The following is a 25,617-nucleotide window of genomic DNA, read 5'->3' on the forward strand; positions in this document are numbered from 1 at the left end:
CTAAGAAACAGCGCTATTGCCAAGCTTTTGCCGGCACTGTTGGCGCACCTACTAATGGTGGACGGGGCAGGCGCTGGCCCCGAACTCGTCGACTACGTGTTCAAGCGAACCGGACTTGCGCAGTTGTTCAAATACCGCCATGCCGGGGACGTTGATGAATTCTGCTGTGACGCCTACCGCCCGCAGAATGAACGATTGTACCGACAGGATCAAGTATTCGCGTGCCATGGGCTCTTTGGGGAGTGTGCGCCCAGCCAGGGTCGCATTGATTAGGGACACTAGAATGGGGATGTCTTGTTCTGGGATCTGTTCGCTGTCCATGAGCTGGCGGAGCAGCCGTTCCAATATTGCGGCAACTTTGTCGCCGTGATTGTGCAGTTTTTGTTCCGTTTCGCGCGACACTACGCGCCGCAAGTCACGGCCGGGGGCCAGCGAATATGCGGCGCCGAGTTCGAGCTGGCTGCGAATGTACACGCGCAGCCCGTGTACTGGATCGACCACATGGGTTAGGGAGGTTTCCAGTTTTTTGGAATATTCTTCGGTTTCGTGCGCGATGAAGGCTAACAGTAGCGCTTCTTTATCTGGAAAGTGGTTGTATACGGCTGTGCGCCCCACCCCAGCGGTTTTCGCGATTTCGGCCATAGTGACGGTTTCGAAGGCTCGTTCTGAGAGTAGTTCGGCGAGGGCTTCGAAGAGTCGGTTGCGTGTGCGCTGGCGGTGTTCTGCCAGGGTAGATCCGATAATTTTGGGCACTTTTACATTGTGCCATTTTTAGACGTAAATGACACCTGATTCAGAAAAATTTGTTGGGAGAAGTCGCCCACGTCTCAATTTTTTGCCATACGGCTTTGGCGATTGGAAGGTCTGGTTCTAACCAGTCGAGGGCGAAGGTTTGAGCCTTGTTCACCCAGTTCAGAGCCTTGTGGGAGCCGGTTGGGGCGGGCACTTGCCCGGATGGGGCGAGGGCGGCGAGGAAGACCCGCATTTGCATGTTTGCCAGTATTGGCCAGTACTGTTCCCGGCTCGCATGTTGGTCAGTTTGTGGGCGGATTTCGGGGCCTATTTTTACGTCTATTTGAAGTTCTTCTTGTAGTTCACGCGTCAGGGCTTGCTGGGCCGATTCGCCGGGTTCGATTTTTCCGCCGGGGAATTCGTATTTTCCGGCTAGTTGGGGCGGGTATGCTCGGGCGGCGGCGAGTATTTTGGTTGGGTTTTGCGGGTCGTTGACGATTGCTGCGGCGACGACTGTGCGAGTGGGGGTTTTGTGTTTCTGGTTATTCATTTTGTTTCCGTTTTGGTGAGTGGGCTTCTGTTTTGCTATGCTACAAGTCGGCGCTAGCCGATGCGGGTGTAGTTCATCGGTAGAACGACAGCTTCCCAAGCTGTAAAGGCGGGTTCGATTCCCGTCACCCGCTCCACTATGACGTCGAAAATGATAAGTAGGCGTTTGCGTTAGCGAGTACACCCCAAGGGGGTCAAAACGTTAGCGAGTGTATAGCGCGTTTTCCCTGACCTGCGGAAACACTACTGACCCTGCCTTTTTCCTGTTGAGCGCAATGGCGTTTGAAATGTTTCTCTGACTGTGGAGTGTTCTACCTAATTCATCCTAGTGTTCATGTACACTATAAACACTAGGAGGTGTTCGTGGATATCATCGTTAGTAATGCAAGTTCTGATCCGATTTACGCTCAGATTAAGAATCAGCTCAAGGCGGCAATAATCAACGATCAGGTAGCGCCTGGCCACAAGCTGCCGTCAATCCGGCGTTTGGCATCACAGCTTCGCGTGTCGGTGATTACTACCAAGCGTGCCTATGACGAGCTAGAGCTAGAGGGTTTCATTGATTCCGTACAGGGGCGAGGTAGCTTTGTCGCTTCTAAAAACACTGAATTGCTCAAGGAAGAGCAGCGTAAAAAAGTCGAAGACTATTTGAAATCCGCCCTCGCCTCGGCTCGGGTTGCTGGCTTGTCTGTTTGTGATCTGAAAGAGCTGATTGATTTATTAGGAGGATCCGATGAATGTGATTGAAATCAACGGACTCGTGAAAAAGTATCCGGGATTCACGCTCGGTCCGCTTAACCTTGAAGTTCCTCAGGGGGCAATTGTGGGTTTCGTGGGTGAGAACGGTGCTGGTAAATCTACAACGCTGCGTTTGATTTTAGGTCTTGCTCACCCCGATGCCGGGACAGTAAACCTTTTGGGGCAGCCTGCAGGTGCAGATCACCCACAAGCGCATGAACGAGTGGGGGTAGTTTTTGACGATATTAGCCTGCCAGATAGTTTTACTGTTAGGAATGCTGGCGAGTTCGGCAAGCGCCTGTACAAGAGTTGGGATGGGCAAACATACGTTAGTTATCAGCAGCGTTTTCGTCTTGCTTCGTCTAAGCGAGTTGGTGAGCTCTCTCGAGGTATGCGGATGAAGCTGGGGCTAGCGATGGCGCTTTCCCATGCAGCGGATTTGCTGATTTTTGATGAGGCTACCAGTGGTTTGGATCCGGTGATTCGTGATGAGGTGCTTGATATTATGCTCGAATTTATCGAAGATCCGACTCACTCGATTCTGTTTTCGTCTCACATCGTTTCCGATATTGAAAAAGCCGCTGACTACGTGGCTTTCATCCGTGAGGGCAAGTTGAAGTTCATGGAACAAAAAGATGAGCTCTTAGATTCTTGGCGAATCGTAGCGTTGACCAATGAGCAGGCAAACCAGCTTGATTCCACGCAAGTGTTAGGTCGTCGCCGTCATGATTTTGGTCAAGAAGTAATCGTCCGCACCGGGGCAGTTCCTGCTGGTGTGCAAGCTGGTAGACCGACGATTGAGGACATCATGGTCTACACGATTAAAGGAGAAGATCAGTGAGATCTGCATTTTATAAAGATCTTATTGCCAATCGTACATATATAGCTGTTTTAGGTTTGGTGCTCGTTGCGATCAGTGCTGTGGGGGTTTATGCAAACCAGTTGATTATCTTTCCGTTTATTTTTGGCATGATTGGGATGCTTTATTTTACGGCCACCTTTGCTCGTGATACTGAGTCCAAGGTGCACCGAACGATTCTTGCCGGGCCTATCAGTAGAAACGAGCTCGTTAATCTAAATTTTCTGATTACAATCGCTCTTGGGGTAGTGGCTTTCGCAGTTACAGGTGTTCTTGCCTATTTAATGGTTGAGATGCCTTGGAAAAATACTGTTTTGGTGGCCAGCTTTGCCTTTGCGGTTACTCTGCTGTTGACCATTATTCAGCTACCGCTGTTTTACAAATTTGGTCCGGAAAAAGCCAAGCTTTTTCTGGTCGCCGTATTCATCGTGGTATTCGCTGGATCATCCTTTGTTGGTTCCAACAAACAAGCAATCTTCGAATGGGTAGCAAAAGCCTTAACCCTGCCTCCGCTCACCAGCGCAGGAATACTACTGACCGTGACGATCGTACTGACCGCAGTATCCCTATGGATAAGTCGAAAGATCATGGCAGGTAAAGAATTCTAAGTTTTTAGAGTGCAATTTTGCATTCAATGTTAGCGCCCTGCGTTCTTTTCAAAGCTTGACCGTGATTTCTTTCCCGGTTCTGAAAATGAACCGGATCCCGTCCTCGCCTACGATGGCGTGGTCGATGAGTGCGCTCCAATCTACATCTGTAAGAACGAAGGTTCTTGGGCTGGAAGTTTGCTGCGCCCGCGAAATGAGTCCACACCGATCAAGCACTTCAGGACTGTCCAACACGAACTTGAAGCAAGTCCGTCTACTGCTCAAGAGTACGAAACACTCACAGAGTTAATCCTCGAAACGCTTTCCTCCCTTTCGGTTGAGCGAGCGTTTGCGTTAGCAGGCGTTGATTTGATCGAGGCGGACGCTATGATCGGCGACCTCGGTAACGAGTTCGGCATCGTGGGTGATGACGATGACGACGGCACCGGTGTCAGCGAGTTTACGCATTACTCGGGAAATCGCGACAAGGTGCTTGTAGCCAACACCGGATGTGGGCTCGTCGAAGATGTAAACTTTCTTGTTCGCAGCCAGTGCTGTAGCAATAACCAGACGTTGACGTTGCCCGCCAGAGAGTGCTTGGGGATGATCAGCCTCGTGGTCGGCAAGGTCGAGTTCTTCAAGGATCGCGTGGGCATCGATGTGTTGCTTTTCGGCTTTGGTCGTGCCGAGCGTGACTTCGTCGATGACGGTATCTGAGAACAACTGTCGGGTAGGGTCTTGCATCACAAGGTAGGCGTCGCGGCTGGTGAATTTTTGTCCGCCGAGTGTGATGGATGCATGTTTGGCTTTTTCTAGTCCGCAAACAATGCGTGCCAGAGTTGATTTCCCTGAACCGCACGGGCCAAGGAGTGCCGTGATTTTCCCTGCCGGAAACAACACGTGGTTAATATTGAGGACTGTGTTTCCGTGGCGGTAGGCAAAGGCGAGGTTGTCGATCGTGAGCCCTTCACCTTCTGGTTCGGGCAGGCTCGGCATGGATACGGGCACTAGGGATCGCAGTCCAAGCTGTTTGCGCTCCTCATCCGAGGTAGCGTAGAACTCTTCGCCGGTTGCGGTGAGGGCGATCTTGCCTTTGTCGAAGCAGTAAACGCGGTCGACGATCCCAGCAAGGAAACTTAGCCGGTGTTCAGCAATGATGATGGTGTGTCCATCGGCTTTGAGCCTGGCGATGAGTGTGGAGAGTTGGTCGATAACGTCAGCGGACAAGTTCGCGGTTGGCTCGTCAAAGACGATCAGCGACGTGTTGTTGCACATGGCGACGGCGCAGGCCACGCGCTGCATCTGCCCACCCGACAGTTGTGTGACGCGGGATTCCAACAGGTCGACGATACCTAACTCGGCTGCAACCTCGTCAATGCGGGCACAGATCTCCTGCGGGTCGCGGCCGAGATTTTCTGGACTGAAGGCGAGTTCTTGGCGCACGTGAGTGGTGTAGAACTGGGTGCGCGGGTTTTGAAACACTGTCGAACAGTGGTGGGCAAGCTCTGATAGATCTACTCGTGCCACGTCAATACCGTCAACCGTGACGGTTCCGGTGAGGTCGCCGTCGTGGAAGTGTGGGATCAGCCCGTTAAACAGCCGTAGCGCGGTGGTTTTCCCCGACCCGGATGCGCCACACAGCAAGGTGACAGTTCCTGGAGAAATAGTGAGGTTGGCGTCATTGATTGAGGGGTGGTCTGCTCCTCGATAGGTGAAGGTGACCCCAGTTGCTTGGGCTATTGTCATAGGACGATTCTCCATATCGCGAAGCCGATAACGATGAGCAGAATGACTGCGTCGATCACACGGAATTTCACGACCGTGACTGAGGTGGGCTTTGCGGTTCCGCCCAGTCCGCGCACGAGGGCAGCCGATGCCAGTTCGTCCCCGCTGCGTACCACGGTCGATAGCAGAGGGATTGTGAAGTACTGGGCCGCACGCAGGGAAAGCGCGGACATGCCGCGTAGTTTCATGGCATCTGAGATCGCTTTAACCTCGTGGCCGATCACGGGCAGCACGCGTAAGGCAACCGAGATTGGGATCGTGAAACAGGTCGGGATCCATGAGCTGGCGAGTGCTTTTTGCAAGGTGGCGGGTCGGATCACGCCGATCGCGTAGGCTCCCATTCCTGCGCTGACGCTGAATCGCCACATCCACTGCAAAAACAGCACGAGGAACGCGCTGGCTGTTGATTTCCAGACCAGGGGTATCACATAAACGAGTGTGCCGAGGACCGCAAACGTGGCGAGGTAGACGGCCACCCAGCTGGGGCGCACGAGCGTGTTGGGGTTGATCGCAGCGCTCGCCAGCATCACGGCGGCGAATCCGCCCAGAGCACACACGAACCACGGCGAGTAGGCACTGTAGATCGTGGTGGAGACGATGACGAGCGCTACGATAATCGTGCGCGGGTCGGGAAGTTTAGACAAGACCGGCCCGTTCAAAGTGTTTGCGCGCGACCCTGGTTCCCAACAGACCAGCAAGCCAGCCAACGATGAGCATCACAACGAAGAAGCCCAGCAGAATCGGGATCGTGACAACCTGCGCCATCTTGGCGGCATACTCGGCACCCATTTTTTCGGCGATCTGCGACATATATGCGTCTTGGTTCATAAATAGCGGCATCCACGGGGAAACATAGATCGGCAGAATAAACAGTGCGTATGCCAGCGGAACGCGAACCTTCACGCTCTTCGGCCCCTTGGTGATGACTAGGTCGGCGAGCAGGCCGAATACAGCGGCCACCGCGATTCCTCCTACCCAGTGGCCTGTCACGAAGAAGAGGATTTCGATGATAATCAGCATGATTGTCAATGCCCCCATTTTCGGAGTGCGTGCTGTGAACAGCGCAAAGACGATGCCGTTAACGAGGATAGAAAGCAAGAAGCCGGCATACATGGCGGCGGGGATGAACCCGAGCATTCCGAATGCAAACACGATGACGAACATCAAGGCGGTGAAGACGCCAATGTTGATGAAGTCGCGCGTGTTGAGGCGCGAGGATGTGGGTGTGGACATAGTTTTTCCTTTCATGTGCTTATACGTGCTGTGTTTTAGACGAGTTGCCATCCGGCGGCGTTGATGCGTTCTTGCCAGAAATCGCGGTATTGACCTGGCTGGTTGACCAGCTCGTCGTGGCACCCGCGCTGGGCGATACGCCCACCGTGGGAGAGCACAATGATTTGGTCAGCTGACCGAATGGTTTCCAGTTTGTGGGCGATGACAATCAGTGTGGAGTGTTTGCGTAGCTCATTCATCGCCGCAACAATGTTGGCTTCATTTTCCGCGTCCAACGCGCTGGTGGCCTCATCGAACAGCACAATCGGAGCTTTCTTCACCAAGGCGCGAGCGATGGACACTCGTTGGCGTTCCCCACCTGACAGTGCACGCCCGCCAGCACCCGCCAATGAATTCCAGCCGTCTGGGAGCCGGTTGACGATTTCCGTCACCCCCGACAGGTCAGCGGCCCACCTGATTTCTTCATCGGTAGCTTCTGGGTTACCAAGGCGAATGTTGGCTTCGAGAGTGTCGTTGAATAAGTAGACGTCTTGGAAGACGAGAGACACCTGGCGCATCAGGTCTTCGATGGTTTGCTCGCGCACGTCCACTTCGCCAACGCGCACGCTGCCGGACTGCACATCCCAGAAACGTGCAACCAACCGGGCGATCGTCGTCTTTCCGCACCCAGATGGACCAACCAGGGCACACATGCCGCCTTGCGGGACATGGAAGGAAATATCACAAAGAACCGGGGTGTCCGGATCGTAGCTGAAGGTGACGTCCTCGAAACGAACATCACCAGGGGCGTTTATCGGTGTGGAGGCATCGGGTTCGGACAGTTCGGGGGCGTCCATGACCTTGTCGGCGTGGTTCATCTGCTGGCGGCGTTCTTCCAGCCCGGTCATGCAGCCGCCGATGTCTTGGAGCATGGTGGTGAACCGCAGGCACATGCCGATTGTGACCACGGCGTTCAGCGCATTCATTTGCCCGCCGAGGGCGAGTTGGGCGGTCAGCCAGATCATTACCACGACAAGCGCTTGGACGAACATTCCATTAATCAGGTTCGCTAATGTTTCGATCCACAATGCTTTGCGGCTTTTGCGGTCAGCCTGTTTGAATGCCCGATCAAGGGCCGGGTAGTCGTCGGCGACATGGCAGGAGCGCAGCGCGCCTTGGCAGGTGGCGAATTCGACCATGCGAGCCGCCAGCTCCGATTCTGCTGGTTCGGAAACTTGCTTGCCCTTATCGAGAAGCACGCGGGAGATATGGAGGAAGGCGAGCATGATCGGGAACGCGATCGTCAAGGTTAGACCCAGCCGCCAATCCCAGAACCAGGTTCCCACAGTGACTACGAGCACGGCTGAGAGTTTTTGGACGAGGGAGAAAATGAAGTGCGCCGCCGACTCGCCCAGGTTCATCATTTCCTGGGTGACCATGCGCGACAGTCGACCAGAGCTACCCGAATCGAACACTCCCAACGGTAGGCGGGCTACTTTGTTACCTACTGCCTGGTGGACGTCGTGAATGAATCCGAGCGCGCCGATATAGCCGGTGCGCATGCCATAAAACTCGGTGCCTACACCCGCTACCGAGATCACCGCCAAGGCGATGAGCCAGCCCGAAAACGATAATCCCCACACCGGCATTCCGGTCGCTAGGGCACTTGCTGCGGGAAGCAGAATCAGCAGGGCAAAGCCGTGACACAGTCCTGAGACCGCACCCCACGCTTGACCAACCGAGAGGTCACGCCACGAGGCGGGTTCCATCAAACGCTTAAAGCGTGGCAGCAATAGTTGATTCATCGTGTCATCTCCTCGCATGCACCTTGGGCAAGAAGTGCCTGATAGTGCGCATTACCCAACAGCTCGTCGTGTTTACCGACCACAGCAATGCGCCCGCGTTCCATGACGACAATCTGATCCGCGCCCCTGATCGAGGCCAGTCGGTGGGCGATCACAATCACGGTTCTGCCTTTGGCAAGAGTCGAGAGAGCTTGTTGGATTTTCGATTCCGATTCCGGGTCCGCCATCGCCGTCGCCTCATCCAGCACCAACACTGGGGTATCAACCATGAGCGCCCGGGCGATCGCGATACGGGCTGCCTGCCCGCCCGAAACGTGGGTGTCCTCCCCCATCACAGTGTCGTAACCATCTGGCAGGCTCATGATGAACTCATCGATCTGCGCTGCTCTCGCCGCCTGCCGCACCTGATCCAAGGTTGCGTCTGGCGCGCCCAGGGAAATGTTGTTGTGGATGGTGTCGCGAATAAGCTGTGCATCTTGCAGGACGAATGCAACCGTCGAATACAACACATCCTGGGAAATGTTCTTTAGATCAACCCCGCCGATAGTGATCATGCCAGCGTCCGGGTCATCGAAGCGGGCCATTAGACTTGCCAACGTCGACTTGCCCGCACCCGACGGGCCAACCAGCGCGGTCACCGTGCCTGCCGGAATGCTCAAACTCACCTCGTCTAATGCCTGGGTGTCATCATAGGCATACGACACACCCCGAATCTCAATATCATGACCCTTTGGTGTCTGTGGCGCATCGGGCTGAGGCAATGCCGGTAGTTCCATGACGTTCACCAGCCTCACTGCCGCAGACCCTGCGAGCTGGTACGACCAGGCGATGGTTGCGACTGCCATCAATGCGCCCGGCAGCACCAAGGCGATCAACGTCGTCGTTATCACCTCGTAGATGCTCACCCAACCGGCGTTCATCATCAACGCGCCACCGCCAAGGTTCACGATCAACAACACCGGGATCGACACCCACGAAAATGAGGCGACCGACATCGACACCAGCGGCATACACCACGCCCGGTAGAACTTAGAAAACTCGTTAGCTGCATCTAAATAGGCTTTATGTGCTTGGCCGACCTTGCCGAACGCTTTCACCACTGAGATACCGGCAACGAACTCGGCCATCGTTGCCGAAACCTGAGCGAGCTTGGTGTCCATTTGCGCGGTCTTCTCATTCATCCCACGCATCGACATGCCATACATGCCCACATAGAGCGGGATCGTCGCAATCGACAGCAACGCGAGTCGCCAATCCACCACAAACGCATACATCAACAAGGCGAGCGGGGAGACGATCGCGTTCAGTTTCTCGATCGGTCCGTGCGCGATTACTGTGTGCACCGTGGCTGTATCATCCTGAATGGTCTTGCGGATCTTCCCCTCACCCTCGCGGGTAAACCACGACAGCGGAGCAGTCGACATTCGGGCGGCAATTTGCCGGCGCATCTGGTTACGCAACGACAGGTCAATAAAATGCGTCACGCCCAATGCAACAAAATATAAGGTCAACCGGGTCATGTATGCGCTGACGAGGAGTATGACGATCCAGTTCACTCGCGACGGGTCCACCTGGTCTTGCATAAGTTCTCTGCCAAGCTCCACCAGAGCCACATACGGGGCAATGGCCAACACCCCGGAGGCGAACGCTAAGACCTGCGCGACGAACAGTTTGCCTTTCACTGGCTGCGATAGTTGACGGATCGCGTTCTGGCCAGCGACAGATTTTTCCTTCGCCGACCCATACTCACCGTCAACAACCTGATCTGTTACACTATCGTCCACGTAAACACCATCCTTCTTAGGTAAGTCTAACCTTACTTTATTTCTGGGAGGTGTACCTAACCGTGCACGTCAACCGCTACAATATCACCCTTGCAGGGTCATGCTCACCTGTTCACCGGTGCGAAATACGAATCGGATCGTATCCTCGTCTACGATGGCGTGGTCGATGAGTGCGCTCCACTGGGCGGGGCGAAAATCGCTCACAGGTTCGCCCGCCAGATCGCCTAGGGCTGTGGTGACGGCGGCGTGCTTGGCGGTGTTCGCTGCAATATCTGCCTCTAGGCTTGTTTTGCGTGCGAGCGTCTTACGGTAGGCAGTATCGAGCTCTGTGTACTTGTTTTGGTAGGCGTCTTGGTCGAGCGCGTGGCGCTGGTTCTGCCCAATCAGTGCCTCAATCTGCTCAGTGAGTTCCACGATTTTTGTTTGGCAGGCGGCGGCTTGTTCTTCCATACGGCTCGTATCAAACATGGAGTCAAGAATCTGCGGTAGCTGGCTTTCGTAGCGATGGCGGGCGATCAGTTGGTTGAGTGCTTGGACGAAAGCGTTCTTGATATCTTCGTTTTTCATAGTCGCGCTGCTGCAACGGCGTTCGCCTGCATATTTGTGGTTGCATTGCCAGACTGTGTACTTATATTTCGTGTTCGACGCCCACGTCTTACGCCCATACCACGCCCCACACTGAGCACACTTGAGCCGGGTGGAGAACAAGCCGACCTTCGCTGACGATATGTTGCCATGTCGGGTGGCGAGTTCGTATTGCACCTGATCCCAGATACGCGGAGCAATAATCGGCTCGTGATTGCCTGTTACGTAGTATTGGGGCACTTCACCTTCGTTGACCTTCATCTTCTTAGTAAGAAAATCGGTGGTAAACGTCTTTTGCAGCAGGGCATCGCCCTTGTATTTTTCATTCGACAAGATCGAGCGCACTGTCGACGTTGACCACACTTCTTTCCCGCGCGGGGTGAGGATCTTGCGGGCAGCGAGTTCGGTTTTAATCTCACTAATAGCCATCCCGTCAAGGAAGAGCTGGTAGATCAGCCTCACGGTCGGTGCCTGGGTTTCATCGATGACGAGACTGCCGTCCTCGCCTTTCTTGTATCCGAGCAGGGATTTGTAGGGCACCATGACTTTCCCATCTTGAAAACGTTTCCTGTGTCCCCAGGTGACGTTTTCGGAGATAGATCGGGATTCTTCCTGGGCCAGGCTGGACATGATCGTGATGAGCAATTCGCCTTTGGCGTCAAAGGTGTAAATATTTTCCTTTTCGAAGTAGACCTCCACGCCTGCGTCTTTGAGCTTGCGCACGGTGGTCAAGGAGTCGACGGTGTTGCGAGCAAACCGGGACACACTCTTGGTGAGGATCAGGTCGATTTTGCCTGCCAGGGCGTCATCGATCATGGTTTGGAATCCCTCACGGCGCTTCATAGAGGTGCCAGAGATACCTTCGTCGGCGTACAGGCCCGCGAACTGCCAATCATTACGGGAATGAATGTAGGTGGTGTAGTAGTCGATTTGAGCCTCGTAGGAGGAGGTTTGTTCTTCCATCTCGGTAGAGACGCGAGCATACGCCGCCACCCGTCTGCGCGCCGGTACCCCAGATAGGGTTGTGACAGTTCCGGGTTTCTTTGTTGCGGGTATCGCAGTGACCGTGCGACTCATGCCAGCCTCCCCTCACTGGTTAACCCCACCGGCGTCATAGTTCCATCCGCGAGGTGGAATGTGAGCTGGTGCGAGAAGGCTTCAATCATCACGATCTGCTCGCCAACCGACACAGGGTCGAAACTTTGGGCGCCGAGCATGTCTGCGCAGGCGTGTTCGAGGAGTGTTTCGCGCAGGTTGTGCCCCCTACAGGGGTTGCCGTTCCCGGTGCAGGCACTCCAGCAGCGCCAAAACTTATACGAGGTTCCAGACTTGTAGGTGCGGGTTTTGCGTTGATAGTTCTTCCCGCACGCGCCGCAGCAGATCCGTCCAGTGAACACGCCCGTGTTCTTCGACGGGGTCGCCGCCGGACCAATCTCGCGCCGATGAGCGATTTCTGCTTGCACCGCGTCAAACACAGACTTATCGATGATGGGTGGGAGGGCTTGCTCAACCCAGTATCGCGGCAGCTCCCCGTCATTGAGAGCACGGTTGGGTGCTTGGATCGCAGGGCGGTACATTTTCTGCAGCATCTGGCAGCCCTTGTAGCGCTCGTTTTCAAGCATGCGACGAAACACGGACCCATAGAACCGTCCCCCTCCCCGAGAGCGTTTACCTTGATCATTGAGCATCGTCGCGGTTTTCTCCGGGCTAATCCCATCGAGATAATTGGCAAACAGTAAGCGCACAATCTTGGCTTCATCGTCAATGATGGTGAACTGGCCGTCTGCCCATTGGTATCCAAAGACAACGAAGGAATTCGTGCCCCCGTTCTTGTACCGGTTACGGATCGCCCATTTCACGTTCTGGGATAGCGAGCGTGATTCTTCTTGGGCAAACGAGGCCAGCAAGGTTAACAGCAGTTCCCCGTCAACGCTAAGGGTGTCGATACGTTCCCGCTCGAATCGCACAGCCACACCAAGGTCTTTCAGCTCACGAACCGTAGCGAGAAGGTCGACAGTGTTGCGGGCCAGGCGCGAGATCGATTTACACAACACAAGATCGATCTTTCCTGCTCTGGCAGCGTTCATCAGGTCGGCCAGGCCTTGCCGGGATTTCATCGAAGTGCCAGTAATACCCTCATCGGTGAACACGCCCGCATAGGCCCATCCGGGCGTGGACTGGATCAGGCGCGAATAATACGAAACCTGCGCCGACAATGACGCTAATTGTTCCGCACCGTTGGTCGAGACCCTAGCGTATGCTGCTACGTTGACCAGTTTCGGGGCAAGCGGTCGAACCGGTGTCACCACACTAACCTGTGCCACGTTTTCTCCTTTCGTGTTAGGTCTATACACGCTCTAAAGGCGGTGTTTATCCAGTCGTTTCGCCCACAATCTGTGACTGATAGATCGGCGTCCACGCCTGGAACAACAACCGATAGACACGCCGATACTCTGCGGGGGTTAGCACTCCTCGACCTGCCAGCATGCTCAACGTGTGAGCGTCAGTAATGAAGGCGAGTTCTCGGGCGAACACGTCAGGCTGGGCCAGTTGATCAACAGGAGCGACGAGTGTGTTCATGAGCGCCCACCTCGGGTGCCAAAGCGAGCACGCACATAACAGGCGTGACAGCAATACTTTTGACCTGGCTTGTCCACGATCACGAAGCGATGCCCGCAGTGTGCACAGGTCTGCTTGCGCACGGGCTCGGTTTTCTGCCGTTCCCGCCAAGCTTTATGCCTGCAGGCGGGCGAGCAAAACCGAGCACGAGCACCTCCCCGAATAGGGCTGGCACACCAGCGGCACACCCGCTGGGCCACCACTGAACCGGCCTCGAGATTTCGGCTGGTGCAGTATGAACGGACCTGGTCACGGGTCAAGGCGCAAAACTCGGCAATCGCTTTATATCCCCAGCCTGCTGTGCGCAGGTTACGGATACGTTCTTCTTCAATGTTCTTCACAGTGGGGTCACTCCCTTCACCCCACTGCCGACAAACCCGTATGTGTTAAATCCACCCGTAAAATGACGAAAAGCCCCGCCACCACCGGCTCCCCGAGGATTGGGAAGTCACAGTGATGACGGGGCTTCAATACGCCGCAGAAGCGCGTGTGGCTAGTAGCCGAGCTTGGCGTTCACTCGCGCTTGCACCGCGCTGTAGAGGTTTCCGAGACGTCGTTTACGTTCCTCACCATTGCCGTACTCGCCACGGATCACGGCGTCAGCCAGCGCATCGATGTTCGGTGTGGCTGGTGCTGGTGCTGGTGCTGGTGCGGGTGTTGGCGTGGGCGCGTTGCCGGAAAGCTTCTCATTCACGCGAGCCTGAACAGCCGCATAGTTCGCTCCGAGGCGACGCTTGCGCTCATCCCCGTTGCCGTACTCGCCACGAATCACTGCATCGGCGAGGGCATCGATGTTCGGCGCTGCAGGAGCAGGTGCTGGTGCGCTACCGGTCATCTGGTCATACCAAGACTGTGCTTTTGCCATGTAGGCGGCATGCTGGGAGCCAGCGAGAGATGCCGGGCAGGCGGTCGCAGAGAAGTCCTTGTGTCCGAACACGTTCTTCCCCCACGCCGGGCGGCCAAGACCGTAGAACTTGCAGATCGCGGCCACGAGGTGTGCGCCGTTGTCGAGGCAGGCTTCGGATACAGCCCACGGGTTCGAAGACACATCCGCATGCTCGATGCCAATACTGGTGGTGTTGGCGGCAAAGTTTCCTGCATGCCAGGCGGTATCCCGGTCCCACACCAACTGACCTATACGTCCGTCGGATTGAACTTGGTAGTGGGCGGAAGCAGGACGTGTTTGCCACACGTCGTAGCAGCCCCTGATGGTGAGGTTTCCGGCGTTGTGGTGGATGATGACCTTGTCAATCTTTCGCCCGTTGCGTCCGGGTGTGTAGTGCTTGTTCATGATGAGGTCGATGTCAGCCTCAAGCGCGAGCCAATTCTTCATTACTAGTTCTCCTTTGTGTTTTCAGTGGTCGTTTCGGTCAGTGAGGGTCTTGTTTCGGCGCGGTTAGCGATCGCATCCAAAGCGCCGCGCATCTGGGCAGGGACAGGCAGGCCGAGGCGGGTGGCGTTCTCTACTAGGGAGATGCCTTCGTTGGATAGGTAGAAGAAAATGACCGCCGCACGCAGCACGCCGGGCGCTCCGAGAATATGGACGTCGATCAAATGGGCGAGCCCGACGAGGGTGAAGATGAGGATCTTGCGGCTGATACCCCTAAAACCGACGGATGAGCTGAGGCGGCGCTCATTGATGGCGGCGAGCACCCCGGTGATGTAGTCGGCGATAGCGAAAACAATCAGGGCATAGACGAGGCCGTCGAGGCCTCCGAGGTAGGCGGCGAGCCAGGCACCGACACCGGCGAGGCCGGTTTGGATGGCGTGCCAGATAGCGTTCGTAGACATAGGGGTGTTTCCTTCCGTTCTTGGGTGGGTGGGCATAGAAAAATGCCCACACCCATCTGGGGTGAAGGCATCAAAAATTGGTGTAGCGCAGCGATTTACATAGTCGGGTCAGTCAAGACCTCCAAGATCGGCAGGCTCAAGTCGAAGGACGCCGCCTTGGGTGCTGGGAGTTCGTGGGTTTCGATGGTTTCTGCTGGTGGTGCGGGTGTGGCATCGGATTCCACAGGGACGATCGGCAACTGCACCTCATCGTCAGGCGTTGACTCATCAGCCGTAACTTCGGTGAGTTCTTTGTTCTCGTCTTCGGCGCTCATGTGTTGTCCTTGGTGATCGCGTCGTAGAGAACGTCGTAGGCCTCGGCCGCTTCGCCAGACAGCTCACCGTCATAGCCATCAAGAAGTGTTTTCACGTCCTTGTCGTGGCCGTCGTAGGTCGGGCCAGATACTTCAGCGATCGACGCGAACAGGGCTTGGCGGGCATCGAGGAATTCACTGGCTGTTTCAGGATTGGCGAGGACGAAGGTGCCATCTTCACCAAAGACTGGGCGACCCTGATCGTCAAGTGTTGCGAATTGGGTGACGAGGTCGTATTCGTCCTCCCCGAACCGAGCAATCGCTTCCTTCACTAGCGTGAGGAGTTTGGAGCGCGCCCTGGATTGAGCGGCTTTGAGCGGCATCCCAGCGAGTAGCTCGGCGACGGGTTGGAGGTGCTGGTTGGCGATCTTGATCTTCATCAGTGTTTCCTTTTACTTATGCGAGGGTGGTGGACATGGCCGACAGACCAGTGTTGGAGAAGTACCGCCACGTGATGTTCGATCCGGTTCCGGAGATGGATGTGATCCACCCCTGATTGAGCAGGCTGAGGATCGCGTTCATCCGCGACATCAAATCTTTGGTGCGGTCGAATAGGCGGGTCATGTTGTAATACGACCCATTGGTGACGACCATGACGTCGTAGGTGTGGAAGACGATCTTCGCCAGCCCGCTTGGCCCCACCCACCCCGGATGCGTTCCCTTGCCCGTCAGCGTGCAGTCTTGCAAGGTCACATATCGTGAGCCCGTCGTGTAGAACTTGTAACCACCAGTACGCAGATCGGAGCCGAGGTGAATACCGGCTTTCCCGTAAAACAATCCCTTCGGATCCAACGTCAAACACGTGTAGTAGGTGCCGCCGTCGTTTTTTTGGTAGGTCCAGGCGACGTAGTCGCCTTTGTAAGCAAGTTGGTTGACGATGCCTTGCACATTCGGCTTATCTTTATGAGCCCGCCGAGCAAACTCACCGATATAGCGGGTTCCGTACCAAAACTGCATACCAGCACTTGTAATCGTTCCTTCCAACGTCGAGCCGTTATACCAAGCGATCTGATACGGGGTGATGCGGATAGATTGCGTCCACCCGGCAAGACCTACTTGGATGGCGTTGGTCGCGAGCTTGTCGGCCGTAATCGACCGCGCCCCAATCCGAGCGGCGTTCAGATACCCGGTGGTGATCTTCCCAGCATCCAGCGAGGCGATCTTCGCGTTGGTGACGGCAGCATCCTTGATCATGGCGTTCGTGATGAACCCATTGGCGATCGTCAACTTGTCGCTCGTGATCGATCCCGCTGCAATCCGCCCAGTAGCCAAATAGCCTGAGGTGATCTTCGCCGCGGACAGCGACCCGATTTCCGCATCAGTGATCGCGGCGTTGGCAATCATTGCGGTGGTGATGAACCCACTCGCGATCGTCAGCTTGTCGGAGGTGATCGAGCCGGCAGCAATCCGCCCAGCAGCGAGATAGCCGCTGGTGATCTTGGCTGCCGACAGTGAACTGATTTTCGCGTCGGTGATAGCGGCATCAGCGATGTGTGCGGTGCCAATGGCGGCGTTTCCGATGTGTGCTTGGCTAATCGCTTTCGGCCCGATCATCGCGCCACCGACCGGTGTTTGTTCCCATTGGTTGTCGGTGAGCAGATATTGGCGGGCGATCACTCCGTCTACGCGCACTTGCCACAGCGCACCCTCCGGTCGGCCAGCCGCATCCGCTACGCTAGGATCAACAACGGCAACCGTGAGCCGCCCATCCGAGGTTACCGCGATGTCGTGGGCATCCTGCGCCAACTGGGTAGCACCAGCGGCTGCGGTCTTGGCCTGGTCAATCTCCACCTGCGCCGACGCCATCTGAGTGGCGACAGCATCGGCGGCGGTTTGTGCATCCTGGGCCGCAAGCAGGGCGTGGCCGACTTGTGTGCGGGCGGCATCGAGTTCCGCACCGAGCTGGGCATGATTCAGATCAGTAGCGAGTGCCACCCAGCCGGGCTGCCCGGTATCAGTGAGCCGGTAGATCCAGATCTCGACCTGTTCGCCATTTTGCCGGAACCACGTGTCACCCAGCTTGGCCTTGGCGGGCTGGATGCTGCCGTAGTGGTTGGTGTTCTTCCCATCCGCTGAAGCGAGTGCGAACCCGGCCGCATCCGACGCAGCCACCGCCATATTGATGGCGGTCTTGACCTGCCGGGTGACAGACGTGAACTTCCGAGCAGTAGAACCCAGCTCAACGGAGATGTACTGGAGCGCGAGCGGGTTGTATTCGTAAGCGACCACCCGCGCCGTGAGCGCAATCCCAAGATCAGCGTGACGGACGGTCACGGTGTCGCCAATCTCGACGGTTTCCAGGCGTACAAGATCAGCGTATTCACGGGTGGTGGCGAGATCGACGAACCGCACCTTATACGAGCCCGACGGCTCATCGACATGTCTTGCGCTGAATTCCGCTGCAGCTAGTCGGCGCAGCTCAGAGTGGGCTTGGTCGAGTGGGAGTTCACCCTCACGCGGGTTGTCCGTGTCGGTGATGGCTTTGACTTGTCCGTAGCGGATGACGCGGATACGCGGCACCACATAATCACCCAACTTCGGACTATCGACATACAGTTCAGGCAGGAGTAGGCCGTCGTATCCGACTGGCAGAATCCGCGTCACCACCGTCGAAAAATCAATGGATGATTCAAAGCCGGTGAGGTTCTTCCGATCACGAATCACCACACCCTGATCCTGGCCACGCCGTGTGGCGTGGTGGATGTGCCAGTTGTTGCGGGTGATTTCGCCGCCCCAACGAGAGGCGAACGTGTTGTCCTCGCCCGCATCCATCAGAGCGGCGGCGATGGGCATGCGCACCAACCGAGCACTCGCCCGAGTCGTGGTGTCGGAGCTGGTGGCGGTGAACCTGTGGGGCGTGTTCGCAGCCGCTAGGATCTGGGTGAGCGCACCTTTCGCGGTTTTGTTGACCACGTAGGTGTCCGCGACCAGGTTCGCCGCCAGATCATAGAACACGTGAAACGCCGTGACTTCGAGCATGCCTTCGAGGGTGGTGACGACCTCGCTGATGCGGAAACCCTGACGTTGCTTCAGCCCTGGCACGGACGCTGCCACAATGTTCTCAAGCGTCAGGTGCGTGGCTGCTGGACCGTCTGCCGGGTAGGTGAAGGTCAGTGAGAATTCGCCACCTAGTTCCTCGACCACGATCGGATTGATGATCTCCCGATCCAAGACTCCTAGCCCGGTGGTGGTGAATGTCGTGGCGGTGCGGTCGTGAACCGTAATCATGAGGAGCCTTCCAAAGACAACAGTGGCCACCCCACGAAGGGATGGCCGTCAGAGAATGTAGTGAGTTGGGTGTTAGGGGTTGCGCCAGTTCGGCGTGATCACGATCTTCGAAATACCCGCGCCGAGCGTGAGGCGATTGATCCCAGGCTTGAAGGTCGGGAAGGCGTCGGTGAGCGCATCGGTCTGGACTTTCCCGTGGGCGTGAGCGACGAGACGTTCGCTGTCGAGCGTGACGGAACCTGCTGGCGAATTCACGTGATAAATGCTCGTATTGATCGTCAGCGAGAGCGCCCCGGTGCCGGTGACTGTGATGATCGGATCAGCTTCCAGTAGGCCGGGGTTCGTGATCGTCCCAGATGCAGTGAGCGTTACCGGATTCAATCCCTCGGTCAGGTAAGTGAAGGGCTGGCAGGTCAGGCGCGCGGTGAAGAACCCCCACCCCGACAGCTCCCGGCGCAGTTCGCTCACTTCGCAGTGCTTAACCTTGCGGTAAACACCAGGCTCGGCAGTCAACGCAATCGTCGAAGAGCCCGTCAGCTCGTGAGCAGCCTGCCGATACTGGTCGAGCCCGTCACGGACAGGAACAGCGAGCTCAAGATCGATCTCGGTATCCTCCCAGCCCGTGAAGCGCGTGAGGGTTCCGGCGCGTCCTTCGACCTCAATATCATCAGCCCTGCGCACCGACGCTGGGATCGCAACGGCTGCCGTGAGTCGCAGACCCAGCGAAGCAGAAGACACCTGGTTATTGAGGGTGAAGCCGAACATGGTTAGTATCCTCCTGCCATCACAGTCTGCCGACGATCCAAGCGCGCAAGTTGTTTATCGAGGGCGGGTGCAAGTTTGCCCACCAGCGTCCCATCCGACAACGTCACCGAAATATCCAAAGACCCGAGGATACGCTTTGCAGTCGCATCCACGATCCCAGCGACATCCACACGCTCTGCCGCTTCATCAGTACTTCGCTGAGATACAGTCACGGGTTGTGGGGTGAGGTCAACGCTCGGCACTTGCAGGTCTGCCACCGCCTCGATCGGCACGGCCAGCCCGTCCTCAAGGTCGGCGAAGGCGTCTATCGTGTCGCGCGCGAGCCCTGAAGCTGCGGTGACAGCCTTGTTGCCGTCCGTGCGGATGGAGCCTGCGAGGCCTTCGACAAGCATCCGTCCTGCCCAGGCCATCTTGCGTGACGGTGAGTGGATGCCAAAGAAGCCAGTGATGGAGTCCCAAATACCTGATGCCCAGTTCGAGACCGAATTCCACAGCCACCCCGCTAAGGATTGGATACCGTTCCACAGGCCGTAGACGAGGTTTTTGCCCGCCTGGGCCATCGCTGAGACGCCCTGACCAACAGCAGACACAATCCCAGAAATAATCGATGGGATTGCTGCGACGATTGTGGAAATAATCTGCGGCAGGTTTCGTACCAACGCGGTCAAGAGTTGGATGCCTGCTTGGACGAGTTGCGGGATCGCCCCACCAATCGCCGACACAATAGCTCCGATAATCTGCGGGAGCGCGGCCACGATAGTCGTAATGATTTGCGGCAACGCCCCAATCAAAGCCGTCAACAACTGAATGCCTGCTTGGATCAGTTGTGGGATAGCACCAACCACGCCGTCCACGATTGCAGTAATAATCTGCGGCAGGGCTGCGACAATCGCTGTGATGATCTGAGGCAGCGCCCCAATCAACGCGGTCAAAAGTTGGATTCCTGCTTCGATGATCTGCGGGATCGCCCCCACAAGGAACGTGACAATCCCGGTGATGATCTGTGGGAGGGCTTCGATGATCACGGGAATGGCAGCGATCAAGCCTTCGGTAAGTCCGGTGATGAGCTGCAACGCCGCATCAAGAAGCAACGGGAGGTTGTCGACCAGACCCTGTACCAAAGCCATGAGCATCTCCACCGCCGCAGGAACCAGTTCCGGTAGTGCTTCGCCGATACCAGAGACCAGTGTGGCGATGATCTGTATCGCCGCCTCCAACAGGGACGGCAACGCTTCGATGATTGCCTCGACCAGAGCGATAATCAACGTCACCGCCGTCTCGGCCACTTGTGGCAACACCTTGATAATGCCTTCAAGGAGCGCGGTCAAAATGCTCATGCCGGTCTCGACCACCATAGGTAGTTGCTCAGCAATAAAACCAAGTGCTTCTTGCAATACGCTACCGAGGGTGTCGATGAGGGCGGGTGTTCCGCCTTCTTCAAAAGCTGTCGTGAGTTCGTCGATCCAGCCGTTCACCATGGGAAGGACTGACCCAGCCAACGCCTCAGAGAATCCGCCTGCGAGGAGGCCTTTGAGGTTCTCGACCCCATCCTGCATCGTCGCCAACTGGCCGCTAAAGGTCTTGGATTGGGCGTCCATGGCTCCGTAGAAGCGACCGCCCTCAGCAGTAGCACTGGCGAAGGCGTCAGCGACCATGTCAGCTGAGATCGCGCCCTTGGCCATATCCTCTTTCAGTTCACCGATGGACTTGCCGGTCTTACGCGAGATTTCTTCTAAGGGGTTGAATCCGGCGTTGATCATCTGCAGCAAGTCCTGCCCCGTGAGCTTGCCGGTCGAAGACATTTGGGCGAAGGCGAGTGTCAAGGACTCCATCTTCACCGCGTCACCTTGGCTAATGTCGCCGATTTCGTTCAGGTGCTTTTTCGCGTCCTCCAAGCTCATGCCAAAGCTCAGGAGGGTTTGCATGTTGCCCGCAAGATCCTCCATACCAAACGGAGTCTTTGCCGCCTGTATTTTCAGATCATTGACGAGTTTTTGGGCTTTGGCTTGATCGCCGAGCATCGTGGTGAAGGAGGTCGAGTATTGCTCCATGCGGGCGTTGTACTCCACGCCCTCTTTGAGGGCTCCGGCCATGCCGCGACCGATCGAGGCGATCGCATGCCCGATACCCTTGACCCCGGCGATGATGGCTTCGGAGGCGAGGTTGGCTTTCAACACGTCGCCGAAGATGCGGGTTTTGGAGCTGGTGGTGTCCATCTCGTCTCCGAGATCATCGACCGCGCCCTCAAGACGTCCTGCGTCCTTCGCAGCCCCCTTCGCATCATCACCGGCACCGTCCGCCTCGTTCCCGAAATCAGAGAGGGCGTCGTTGTTGGCTTTGAGTTCGCCTTCAAGGCGGTTGAGCTCCGCGCCTGCGTTGTTGAGCTGGATCTGCCAATTCTTCGTCCGCGAATCATTCTCACCAAACGAGGAAGCGCTGTTTTCGAGTGCTGCGCGCAGGGTCTCAATCTTCGACTTTTGAGCCTCGATCTCCTTGCCCAACACCTGGTTACGGGCCGTGAGGGCTTCGGCGGACTTGTCGTTCTTATCAAAAGACGAGGCGACCAGTTTCATCTCACTGCCGAGAACACGCATCTCACGGTTAATATCCGTAATCGCGCGCTTGAACTCACGCTCACCCTCAAGCCCGATCTTCAAACCAAAACTGGAGTCGGCCATAGGTCTGTATTCCTTCGCGTTGCTGGGGCTTAAAATTGGCTAGAGGATGAGGAGGAATCGTGTGGGCCAATGTTGTAACTAATCGCCGGTGGGTATGGTCGTTGTTTGCTTTACTCGTCATCGGTACGGTCGTTTTCGCTGTTTTGTGGATGAGCGGTGTCGTGCATCCCGTCACGGGCATCGCTAATGCAGCAGGTTTCGCAATATGTGCGATCGGGCTTGCAGCGTGGCACCTTGCCACTCGTGGTTTGCAGCGATGAGCACTCCGGTACTTTTCCTCCACGGACTCGGTGAGACCCCGCAAGCCTGGAATGGTGTTATCAACGAGTTCGAGAGCATTGACGCGCTCACGCCCACTGTTGTCGATCAGCCATCAGGAACGCCATGGTCGTTACATGAGCGCACGGACGAACTCGCCGCATCACTGAATGATCCAGTCGACGTGGTTGGGCTATCTCTTGGCGCGGTGATGGGTCTTGATCTGGCTATACGGCACCCGCACATGGTTCGCTCCCTGTTTCTTTCAGCTCCTCAAGCACGCCCGCCTAAAGTATTGATGCGCATTCAAAGCGTTCTAATTCGAGTCTTGCCTGAGCGTCTCGTGTGCCCACCACAGATTTCCAAGCAACAGTTGCTGGAAATCCTGCGTCAAATATCAGCCATTGATTTCGAGCCAGAGCTTGGAAATATCACGGTTCCAACAACGATTGCGTGCGGCTCGAAAGACCGCGCGAATCTTCCTGCCGCCCGCACCATCAGCCAACAGATCCCACCAGCCCGCCTCATCGTTGTGCCAGACGCGGGTCATCAATGGCATCAATCAATGCCCACAGAATTCGCTCACGAACTAAAAACCCACCGGGACAACATCTAAATCCCGGCAGGAATCACGTCGTCGATGAACCATTGACGTAAGGGTTGGGCTCTGCCGGTTTCGAGTCGCCAGCAGTCGACCAGATCCAAGAGTTCCCCGAACACGGTTAAGCCCACCTCCACCCGCGATAGGTGAAGGTGAGCCATGCCGATATATGTCAGCCGCATGAACACGGCATTGTCGGTTTCGACTACGCGTCCGCTGCTGGTGCTTTTGGGGCTGACCCGGTCAGGATGTCTCGGCGTGTGCCTCGTTGGAGGGCTTCAGTAATCGCGCCGCGATAATCCGCCAGATCAGCAGGCACAGTGAGTAGTTCAACCTCGTCCTCGCTCAACTCTGGGCGCGTGTCGTCTGGGTGGCGCAGGTTGTGGATCTGGATGGACTGGTTAGCCAGCAGCGTGATCAACCAAATCACCTCACCGAGCGTCTTGCCCAGATCGTCGGAGATTTCCAGGGCGTTACCCAGATGTTCGAGCCCGCCGTAACGCTCAGCGATCAGCCGCGTGGCTTTCGTCGTCAAGACAAGCTCGCAGTCGGTACCGCCGATGGTGACAGTGGCGGAGCGCCCTGGGTCAACAACTGATTCAGTCTTCTTCTTGGTTGTCATGGCTCATGCTCCTTAGGCTTCAGATGTGATGCTGGCGGGTTCATAAACTTGCGCATACCAATTAGTGATCGTCTCGGGCTTGACGCCGGTGCCGCCCTCTAGCACTTCGGCCTTCCACGGATGACGCCCCTTACTATCGGGTTTGTTACGCCGCAAAATCGTGCCCTCAATCGAGGGTGTCGAGAACGTAATCGAGTCGGCCTTTGTAGCCAACGTTTCTGTTGGGAGGGCGAACTTGACCCGGTACAGCCAGAAATACTGATACTTCCCCGTAGAGCGTGCGGCTCGGAAACCGATAGCCACGGGAGCGCCGCCGTCCTCGGAGGCGGAAATGAGTACGCCGTTTGCATCCACGCTCGCCCCAGTGAGGGCTGCGGCTGCTTCACCACCCAGGTCGTCGATACCCAAAGTCAGGGTGCCGGATTTGAATTCCTTGACGATCTCACTCGGCCCGTCATCGGCATACAGGATCGCTTCAGCAACCTCAACACTGAGTTCTGCGCTGATGGCTTTGGCGAGGGGTTTGGGTTTGGCGTAGGTCTCCTCGCCCGTGTCGGGGTTTTCAGTGATGGTGGCGTAGTAGAGCTTGTCTAAACCAATAGTCGCCATGAGTAATGCTCCTTCATGTGTAGGTGTGGTGGGTTGCGACGTCTATCGCGTAATGGTGGAATCCGGTATCCGCTTCGAAGCCGACATAGGTACGGGCAGTGATCGTCAGTCCAGTGTCGAGTAGGGCGCGGGTAATGCGGTTACGTAGGTCGAGATAGTTTCCGCGAGTGAAGAGTGCGAGGCGGACTTCCTCAACCTCGATACTGGGTTGATTGTCGGCGAACACATCGAACGCGTCCGTCAGCGGGGTTGCCACCAGATACGTATCTGGTGCTGGCGTAGCCGTATACAGGCCAACTTCGAACGGCAGGCCGAGCTTGTCAGCAATCTGCGTGAGTTGTTCCAATAATGCGGTCATGGCCCCACCTGCTCAATCCGCGCGGTCAGCGCTGTTTTCATGGCTTCGATCGCACCACGCCGCGTTTGCGACCGTGTGGGTGCAAGGAACGGGCGTGCAGGCTGGTTGGAGCGGCCGTGTTCGAGGACGTTGGCGATCAACGCATTCGCTCTGTCGTCCCGGCGGTTTTCAGCAAAACCGACCTTAATATTGTGATCACCTCGGCTGTTGACTTTCACCGAGGTCGTACCAAGCGCGCTGAGTAGTTGCCCGGTTGACCGCGAGGCTTGCTTGGTGGCACGTCCGATCGCGCCCGTGAGGTTTGCTCGCATGCGCGGCTCAACCACCGCGGCTCCCGCCTCAAGCACCTCATCAGCAGAGGTTTCGAGCACACGGCTGGCAGCATTGAGGGAATCAATGAACGCGTTCGGCAAGCGAATCTGCACTCGAGCCATGGGCGTCTCCATCGGGCGTGGTCTGGTGGGCAAGAATCTCGACATACCTGCCGATCACCTCAACTGCGTCAATCGCATACCGCCCATCCGGGCCACTGATCTCCATATCAGTGGTCACGGACAGTCCGGGAAAAGATCTGATGCGGAAGAGAACGTCAGCCTGTGAGTACGCTGCCCGATTCACCCATGCGCTCGATGCGTGCCGCACCTCGATCTGCGCCCGCACCGTCGCCTTCACTTCATCGCGCGTGGTGGTGAACCCCGCCTTATCCCGAACAACCGTCGGCTGGATGAGGTCGATGGTGGTGCGCATGGATCCCAAAGAAGCCATTGGTCTACACCTTCCAATCCCGGTCCAGGCGCAGCAGATTGTTCACCGCGTTCCACACTGCCCGAGCCGCATCTGGTTTATCTGTCCAGAATCCTGCTGTGGAACCATCACGCGACTCGTAGAAATGGGAGGCGAGCATGACAATGCCCTGCCTGGTTGCCCCGCTCATTTCATTCTTTTCGTAGTGGTTTTCGGGCAGGTGCTGGAAGGAACATGCGTAGGAGGTAGCCGCATTGATCAGCGCGCCGATCAATTGATCGTCATCGTCAAAGGTGATGAGCAGATTCGCCTTCACCTGATCGATAAGCTCTGTTGTGGTCATTGCGACCACCTC

General features: G+C 56.5%; 29 protein-coding genes and 1 tRNA gene. 5 read left to right on the plus strand and 25 right to left on the minus strand.

Features of this window, described 5'->3' with window-relative positions:
• Window positions 1-51 precede the first annotated feature (51 nt).
• A complete protein-coding gene (locus G437_RS0100240) occupies window positions 52-753 on the minus strand; it encodes a TetR/AcrR family transcriptional regulator (protein WP_024330596.1) in 702 nt (233 codons plus the stop codon).
• 40 nt (window positions 754-793) lie between these two features.
• Window positions 794-1,282 (minus strand): (deoxy)nucleoside triphosphate pyrophosphohydrolase, encoded by a 489-nt coding sequence (locus G437_RS0100245; protein ID WP_024330597.1) that lies wholly within the window; start codon window positions 1,280-1,282, stop codon window positions 794-796.
• Window positions 1,283-1,344: 62 nt separating this feature from the next.
• On the opposite strand from G437_RS0100245, the gene G437_RS0100250 reads away from it, so the two are divergent.
• The 4 genes from G437_RS0100250 to G437_RS0100265 all read left to right on the plus strand — a co-directional run bounded on the left by G437_RS0100250 (window position 1,345) and on the right by G437_RS0100265 (window position 3,486).
• Window positions 1,345-1,418: transfer RNA gene (locus G437_RS0100250), tRNA-Gly, on the plus strand.
• A 226-nt stretch (window positions 1,419-1,644) separates the two neighbouring features.
• Window positions 1,645-2,028, plus strand: coding sequence for a GntR family transcriptional regulator (locus tag G437_RS0100255; RefSeq protein ID WP_024330598.1), 384 nt, complete (start codon window positions 1,645-1,647; stop codon window positions 2,026-2,028).
• Window positions 2,015-2,860 (plus strand): ABC transporter ATP-binding protein, encoded by an 846-nt coding sequence (locus tag G437_RS0100260; protein WP_024330599.1) that lies wholly within the window; start codon window positions 2,015-2,017, stop codon window positions 2,858-2,860. Before G437_RS0100255 ends, G437_RS0100260 begins: the two co-directional genes overlap by 14 nt.
• Window positions 2,857-3,486 (plus strand): ABC-2 transporter permease, encoded by a 630-nt coding sequence (locus tag G437_RS0100265; protein ID WP_024330600.1) that lies wholly within the window; start codon window positions 2,857-2,859, stop codon window positions 3,484-3,486. Before G437_RS0100260 ends, G437_RS0100265 begins: the two co-directional genes overlap by 4 nt.
• A gap of 48 nt (window positions 3,487-3,534) precedes the next feature.
• On the opposite strand, the gene G437_RS11260 is transcribed toward G437_RS0100265, so the two are convergent.
• From G437_RS11260 to G437_RS0100340, 16 genes are all read right to left on the minus strand, one after another.
• Window positions 3,535-3,702, minus strand: a complete 168-nt coding sequence (locus tag G437_RS11260; RefSeq protein WP_155845675.1) for a hypothetical protein — start codon at window positions 3,700-3,702, stop codon at window positions 3,535-3,537.
• 117 nt (window positions 3,703-3,819) lie between these two features.
• Window positions 3,820-5,211 (minus strand): ABC transporter ATP-binding protein, encoded by a 1,392-nt coding sequence (locus G437_RS0100270; protein WP_024330601.1) that lies wholly within the window; start codon window positions 5,209-5,211, stop codon window positions 3,820-3,822.
• Window positions 5,208-5,894, minus strand: coding sequence for an energy-coupling factor transporter transmembrane component T family protein (locus tag G437_RS0100275; protein ID WP_024330602.1), 687 nt, complete (start codon window positions 5,892-5,894; stop codon window positions 5,208-5,210). Before G437_RS0100275 ends, G437_RS0100270 begins: the two co-directional genes overlap by 4 nt.
• On the minus strand, window positions 5,887-6,483 hold the full coding sequence (locus G437_RS0100280; RefSeq protein WP_024330603.1) for an MptD family putative ECF transporter S component: 597 nt from the start codon (window positions 6,481-6,483) through the stop codon (window positions 5,887-5,889). The genes G437_RS0100275 and G437_RS0100280 overlap by 8 nt, the downstream gene beginning before the upstream one ends.
• 35 nt (window positions 6,484-6,518) lie before the next feature.
• On the minus strand, window positions 6,519-8,267 hold the full coding sequence (locus tag G437_RS0100285) for an ABC transporter ATP-binding protein (protein WP_024330604.1): 1,749 nt from the start codon (window positions 8,265-8,267) through the stop codon (window positions 6,519-6,521).
• Window positions 8,264-10,051 carry an ABC transporter ATP-binding protein gene (locus G437_RS0100290; protein ID WP_024330605.1) on the minus strand — a complete coding sequence of 596 codons (1,788 nt, stop codon included), beginning with the start codon at window positions 10,049-10,051 and terminating at the stop codon, window positions 8,264-8,266. Before G437_RS0100290 ends, G437_RS0100285 begins: the two co-directional genes overlap by 4 nt.
• A gap of 84 nt (window positions 10,052-10,135) precedes the next feature.
• Complete coding sequence (locus G437_RS0100295) at window positions 10,136-11,713, minus strand: recombinase family protein (RefSeq protein ID WP_024330606.1); 1,578 nt, start codon at window positions 11,711-11,713, stop codon at window positions 10,136-10,138.
• A complete protein-coding gene (locus G437_RS0100300) occupies window positions 11,710-12,942 on the minus strand; it encodes a recombinase family protein (RefSeq protein WP_244263211.1) in 1,233 nt (410 codons plus the stop codon). Before G437_RS0100300 ends, G437_RS0100295 begins: the two co-directional genes overlap by 4 nt.
• 64 nt (window positions 12,943-13,006) lie before the next feature.
• Window positions 13,007-13,216 carry a hypothetical protein gene (locus G437_RS0100305; protein WP_024330608.1) on the minus strand — a complete coding sequence of 70 codons (210 nt, stop codon included), beginning with the start codon at window positions 13,214-13,216 and terminating at the stop codon, window positions 13,007-13,009.
• A gap of 532 nt (window positions 13,217-13,748) precedes the next feature.
• Window positions 13,749-14,588 carry an N-acetylmuramoyl-L-alanine amidase gene (locus G437_RS0100310; RefSeq protein WP_024330609.1) on the minus strand — a complete coding sequence of 280 codons (840 nt, stop codon included), beginning with the start codon at window positions 14,586-14,588 and terminating at the stop codon, window positions 13,749-13,751.
• A 2-nt stretch (window positions 14,589-14,590) separates the two neighbouring features.
• On the minus strand, window positions 14,591-15,046 hold the full coding sequence (locus G437_RS0100315) for a phage holin family protein (protein ID WP_024330610.1): 456 nt from the start codon (window positions 15,044-15,046) through the stop codon (window positions 14,591-14,593).
• 95 nt (window positions 15,047-15,141) lie between these two features.
• Entirely contained in the window at window positions 15,142-15,360 is a 219-nt protein-coding gene (locus tag G437_RS0100320; RefSeq protein WP_024330611.1) for a hypothetical protein, read from the minus strand.
• The gene (locus G437_RS0100325) at window positions 15,357-15,779 is read right to left on the minus strand and encodes a DUF1617 family protein (RefSeq protein ID WP_024330612.1); all 423 of its coding nucleotides are present in this window, start codon (window positions 15,777-15,779) and stop codon (window positions 15,357-15,359) included. The genes G437_RS0100320 and G437_RS0100325 overlap by 4 nt, the downstream gene beginning before the upstream one ends.
• Window positions 15,780-15,795: 16 nt before the next feature.
• The gene (locus G437_RS0100330; RefSeq protein WP_024330613.1) at window positions 15,796-18,627 is read right to left on the minus strand and encodes a phage tail spike protein; all 2,832 of its coding nucleotides are present in this window, start codon (window positions 18,625-18,627) and stop codon (window positions 15,796-15,798) included.
• A gap of 72 nt (window positions 18,628-18,699) precedes the next feature.
• The gene (locus tag G437_RS0100335) at window positions 18,700-19,392 is read right to left on the minus strand and encodes a hypothetical protein (RefSeq protein ID WP_024330614.1); all 693 of its coding nucleotides are present in this window, start codon (window positions 19,390-19,392) and stop codon (window positions 18,700-18,702) included.
• A gap of 2 nt (window positions 19,393-19,394) precedes the next feature.
• Window positions 19,395-22,070, minus strand: coding sequence for a phage tail protein (locus tag G437_RS0100340; protein ID WP_024330615.1), 2,676 nt, complete (start codon window positions 22,068-22,070; stop codon window positions 19,395-19,397).
• Window positions 22,071-22,326: 256 nt separating this feature from the next.
• On the opposite strand from G437_RS0100340, the gene G437_RS0100345 reads away from it, so the two are divergent.
• Entirely contained in the window at window positions 22,327-22,944 is a 618-nt protein-coding gene (locus G437_RS0100345; RefSeq protein WP_024330616.1) for an alpha/beta fold hydrolase, read from the plus strand.
• On the opposite strand, the gene G437_RS11270 is transcribed toward G437_RS0100345, so the two are convergent.
• From G437_RS11270 to G437_RS0100380, 7 genes are read right to left on the minus strand one after another with little or no spacing between them, the layout of a single operon-like run.
• Window positions 22,941-23,111, minus strand: coding sequence for a hypothetical protein (locus G437_RS11270; protein WP_155845676.1), 171 nt, complete (start codon window positions 23,109-23,111; stop codon window positions 22,941-22,943). The two genes, G437_RS0100345 and G437_RS11270, sit on opposite strands and share 4 nt — an antisense overlap.
• A gap of 23 nt (window positions 23,112-23,134) precedes the next feature.
• Entirely contained in the window at window positions 23,135-23,551 is a 417-nt protein-coding gene (locus G437_RS0100355; RefSeq protein WP_024330617.1) for a hypothetical protein, read from the minus strand.
• Between the two features lie 12 nt (window positions 23,552-23,563).
• On the minus strand, window positions 23,564-24,160 hold the full coding sequence (locus G437_RS0100360) for a major tail protein (protein ID WP_024330618.1): 597 nt from the start codon (window positions 24,158-24,160) through the stop codon (window positions 23,564-23,566).
• A 13-nt stretch (window positions 24,161-24,173) separates the two neighbouring features.
• Entirely contained in the window at window positions 24,174-24,518 is a 345-nt protein-coding gene (locus tag G437_RS0100365) for a hypothetical protein (RefSeq protein WP_024330619.1), read from the minus strand.
• Entirely contained in the window at window positions 24,515-24,952 is a 438-nt protein-coding gene (locus tag G437_RS0100370; RefSeq protein ID WP_024330620.1) for an HK97-gp10 family putative phage morphogenesis protein, read from the minus strand. The genes G437_RS0100365 and G437_RS0100370 overlap by 4 nt, the downstream gene beginning before the upstream one ends.
• Complete coding sequence (locus tag G437_RS0100375) at window positions 24,912-25,283, minus strand: head-tail adaptor protein (protein ID WP_024330621.1); 372 nt, start codon at window positions 25,281-25,283, stop codon at window positions 24,912-24,914. The genes G437_RS0100370 and G437_RS0100375 overlap by 41 nt, the downstream gene beginning before the upstream one ends.
• A 4-nt stretch (window positions 25,284-25,287) precedes the next feature.
• Window positions 25,288-25,605, minus strand: coding sequence for a head-tail connector protein (locus G437_RS0100380; RefSeq protein ID WP_024330622.1), 318 nt, complete (start codon window positions 25,603-25,605; stop codon window positions 25,288-25,290).
• Window positions 25,606-25,617 lie beyond the last annotated feature (12 nt).

The sequence above is a fragment of the Winkia neuii subsp. neuii DSM 8576 genome, from assembly GCF_000420405.1.
Lineage (GTDB): Bacteria > Actinomycetota > Actinomycetes > Actinomycetales > Actinomycetaceae > Winkia > Winkia neuii.

What these genes read in the sequence shown, in the direction of transcription:
- G437_RS0100245 (WP_024330597.1), bottom strand. Translation starts at nt 1,282, where the DNA reads ATGAATAACCAGAAACACAAAACCCCCACTCGCACAGTCGTCGCCGCA.
- G437_RS0100260 (WP_024330599.1), top strand. Translation starts at nt 2,015, where the DNA reads ATGAATGTGATTGAAATCAACGGACTCGTGAAAAAGTATCCGGGATTC.
- G437_RS0100270 (WP_024330601.1), bottom strand. Translation starts at nt 5,211, where the DNA reads ATGACAATAGCCCAAGCAACTGGGGTCACCTTCACCTATCGAGGAGCA.
- G437_RS0100280 (WP_024330603.1), bottom strand. Translation starts at nt 6,483, where the DNA reads ATGTCCACACCCACATCCTCGCGCCTCAACACGCGCGACTTCATCAAC.
- G437_RS0100285 (WP_024330604.1), bottom strand. Translation starts at nt 8,267, where the DNA reads ATGAATCAACTATTGCTGCCACGCTTTAAGCGTTTGATGGAACCCGCC.
- G437_RS0100295 (WP_024330606.1), bottom strand. Translation starts at nt 11,713, where the DNA reads ATGAGTCGCACGGTCACTGCGATACCCGCAACAAAGAAACCCGGAACT.
- G437_RS0100305 (WP_024330608.1), bottom strand. Translation starts at nt 13,216, where the DNA reads ATGAACACACTCGTCGCTCCTGTTGATCAACTGGCCCAGCCTGACGTG.
- G437_RS0100310 (WP_024330609.1), bottom strand. Translation starts at nt 14,588, where the DNA reads ATGAAGAATTGGCTCGCGCTTGAGGCTGACATCGACCTCATCATGAAC.
- G437_RS0100315 (WP_024330610.1), bottom strand. Translation starts at nt 15,046, where the DNA reads ATGTCTACGAACGCTATCTGGCACGCCATCCAAACCGGCCTCGCCGGT.
- G437_RS0100320 (WP_024330611.1), bottom strand. Translation starts at nt 15,360, where the DNA reads ATGAGCGCCGAAGACGAGAACAAAGAACTCACCGAAGTTACGGCTGAT.
- G437_RS0100325 (WP_024330612.1), bottom strand. Translation starts at nt 15,779, where the DNA reads ATGAAGATCAAGATCGCCAACCAGCACCTCCAACCCGTCGCCGAGCTA.
- G437_RS0100330 (WP_024330613.1), bottom strand. Translation starts at nt 18,627, where the DNA reads ATGATTACGGTTCACGACCGCACCGCCACGACATTCACCACCACCGGG.
- G437_RS0100335 (WP_024330614.1), bottom strand. Translation starts at nt 19,392, where the DNA reads ATGTTCGGCTTCACCCTCAATAACCAGGTGTCTTCTGCTTCGCTGGGT.
- G437_RS0100340 (WP_024330615.1), bottom strand. Translation starts at nt 22,070, where the DNA reads ATGGCCGACTCCAGTTTTGGTTTGAAGATCGGGCTTGAGGGTGAGCGT.
- G437_RS0100345 (WP_024330616.1), top strand. Translation starts at nt 22,327, where the DNA reads ATGAGCACTCCGGTACTTTTCCTCCACGGACTCGGTGAGACCCCGCAA.
- G437_RS11270 (WP_155845676.1), bottom strand. Translation starts at nt 23,111, where the DNA reads ATGCGGCTGACATATATCGGCATGGCTCACCTTCACCTATCGCGGGTG.
- G437_RS0100355 (WP_024330617.1), bottom strand. Translation starts at nt 23,551, where the DNA reads ATGACAACCAAGAAGAAGACTGAATCAGTTGTTGACCCAGGGCGCTCC.
- G437_RS0100360 (WP_024330618.1), bottom strand. Translation starts at nt 24,160, where the DNA reads ATGGCGACTATTGGTTTAGACAAGCTCTACTACGCCACCATCACTGAA.
- G437_RS0100365 (WP_024330619.1), bottom strand. Translation starts at nt 24,518, where the DNA reads ATGACCGCATTATTGGAACAACTCACGCAGATTGCTGACAAGCTCGGC.
- G437_RS0100370 (WP_024330620.1), bottom strand. Translation starts at nt 24,952, where the DNA reads ATGGCTCGAGTGCAGATTCGCTTGCCGAACGCGTTCATTGATTCCCTC.
- G437_RS0100375 (WP_024330621.1), bottom strand. Translation starts at nt 25,283, where the DNA reads ATGGCTTCTTTGGGATCCATGCGCACCACCATCGACCTCATCCAGCCG.
- G437_RS0100380 (WP_024330622.1), bottom strand. Translation starts at nt 25,605, where the DNA reads ATGACCACAACAGAGCTTATCGATCAGGTGAAGGCGAATCTGCTCATC.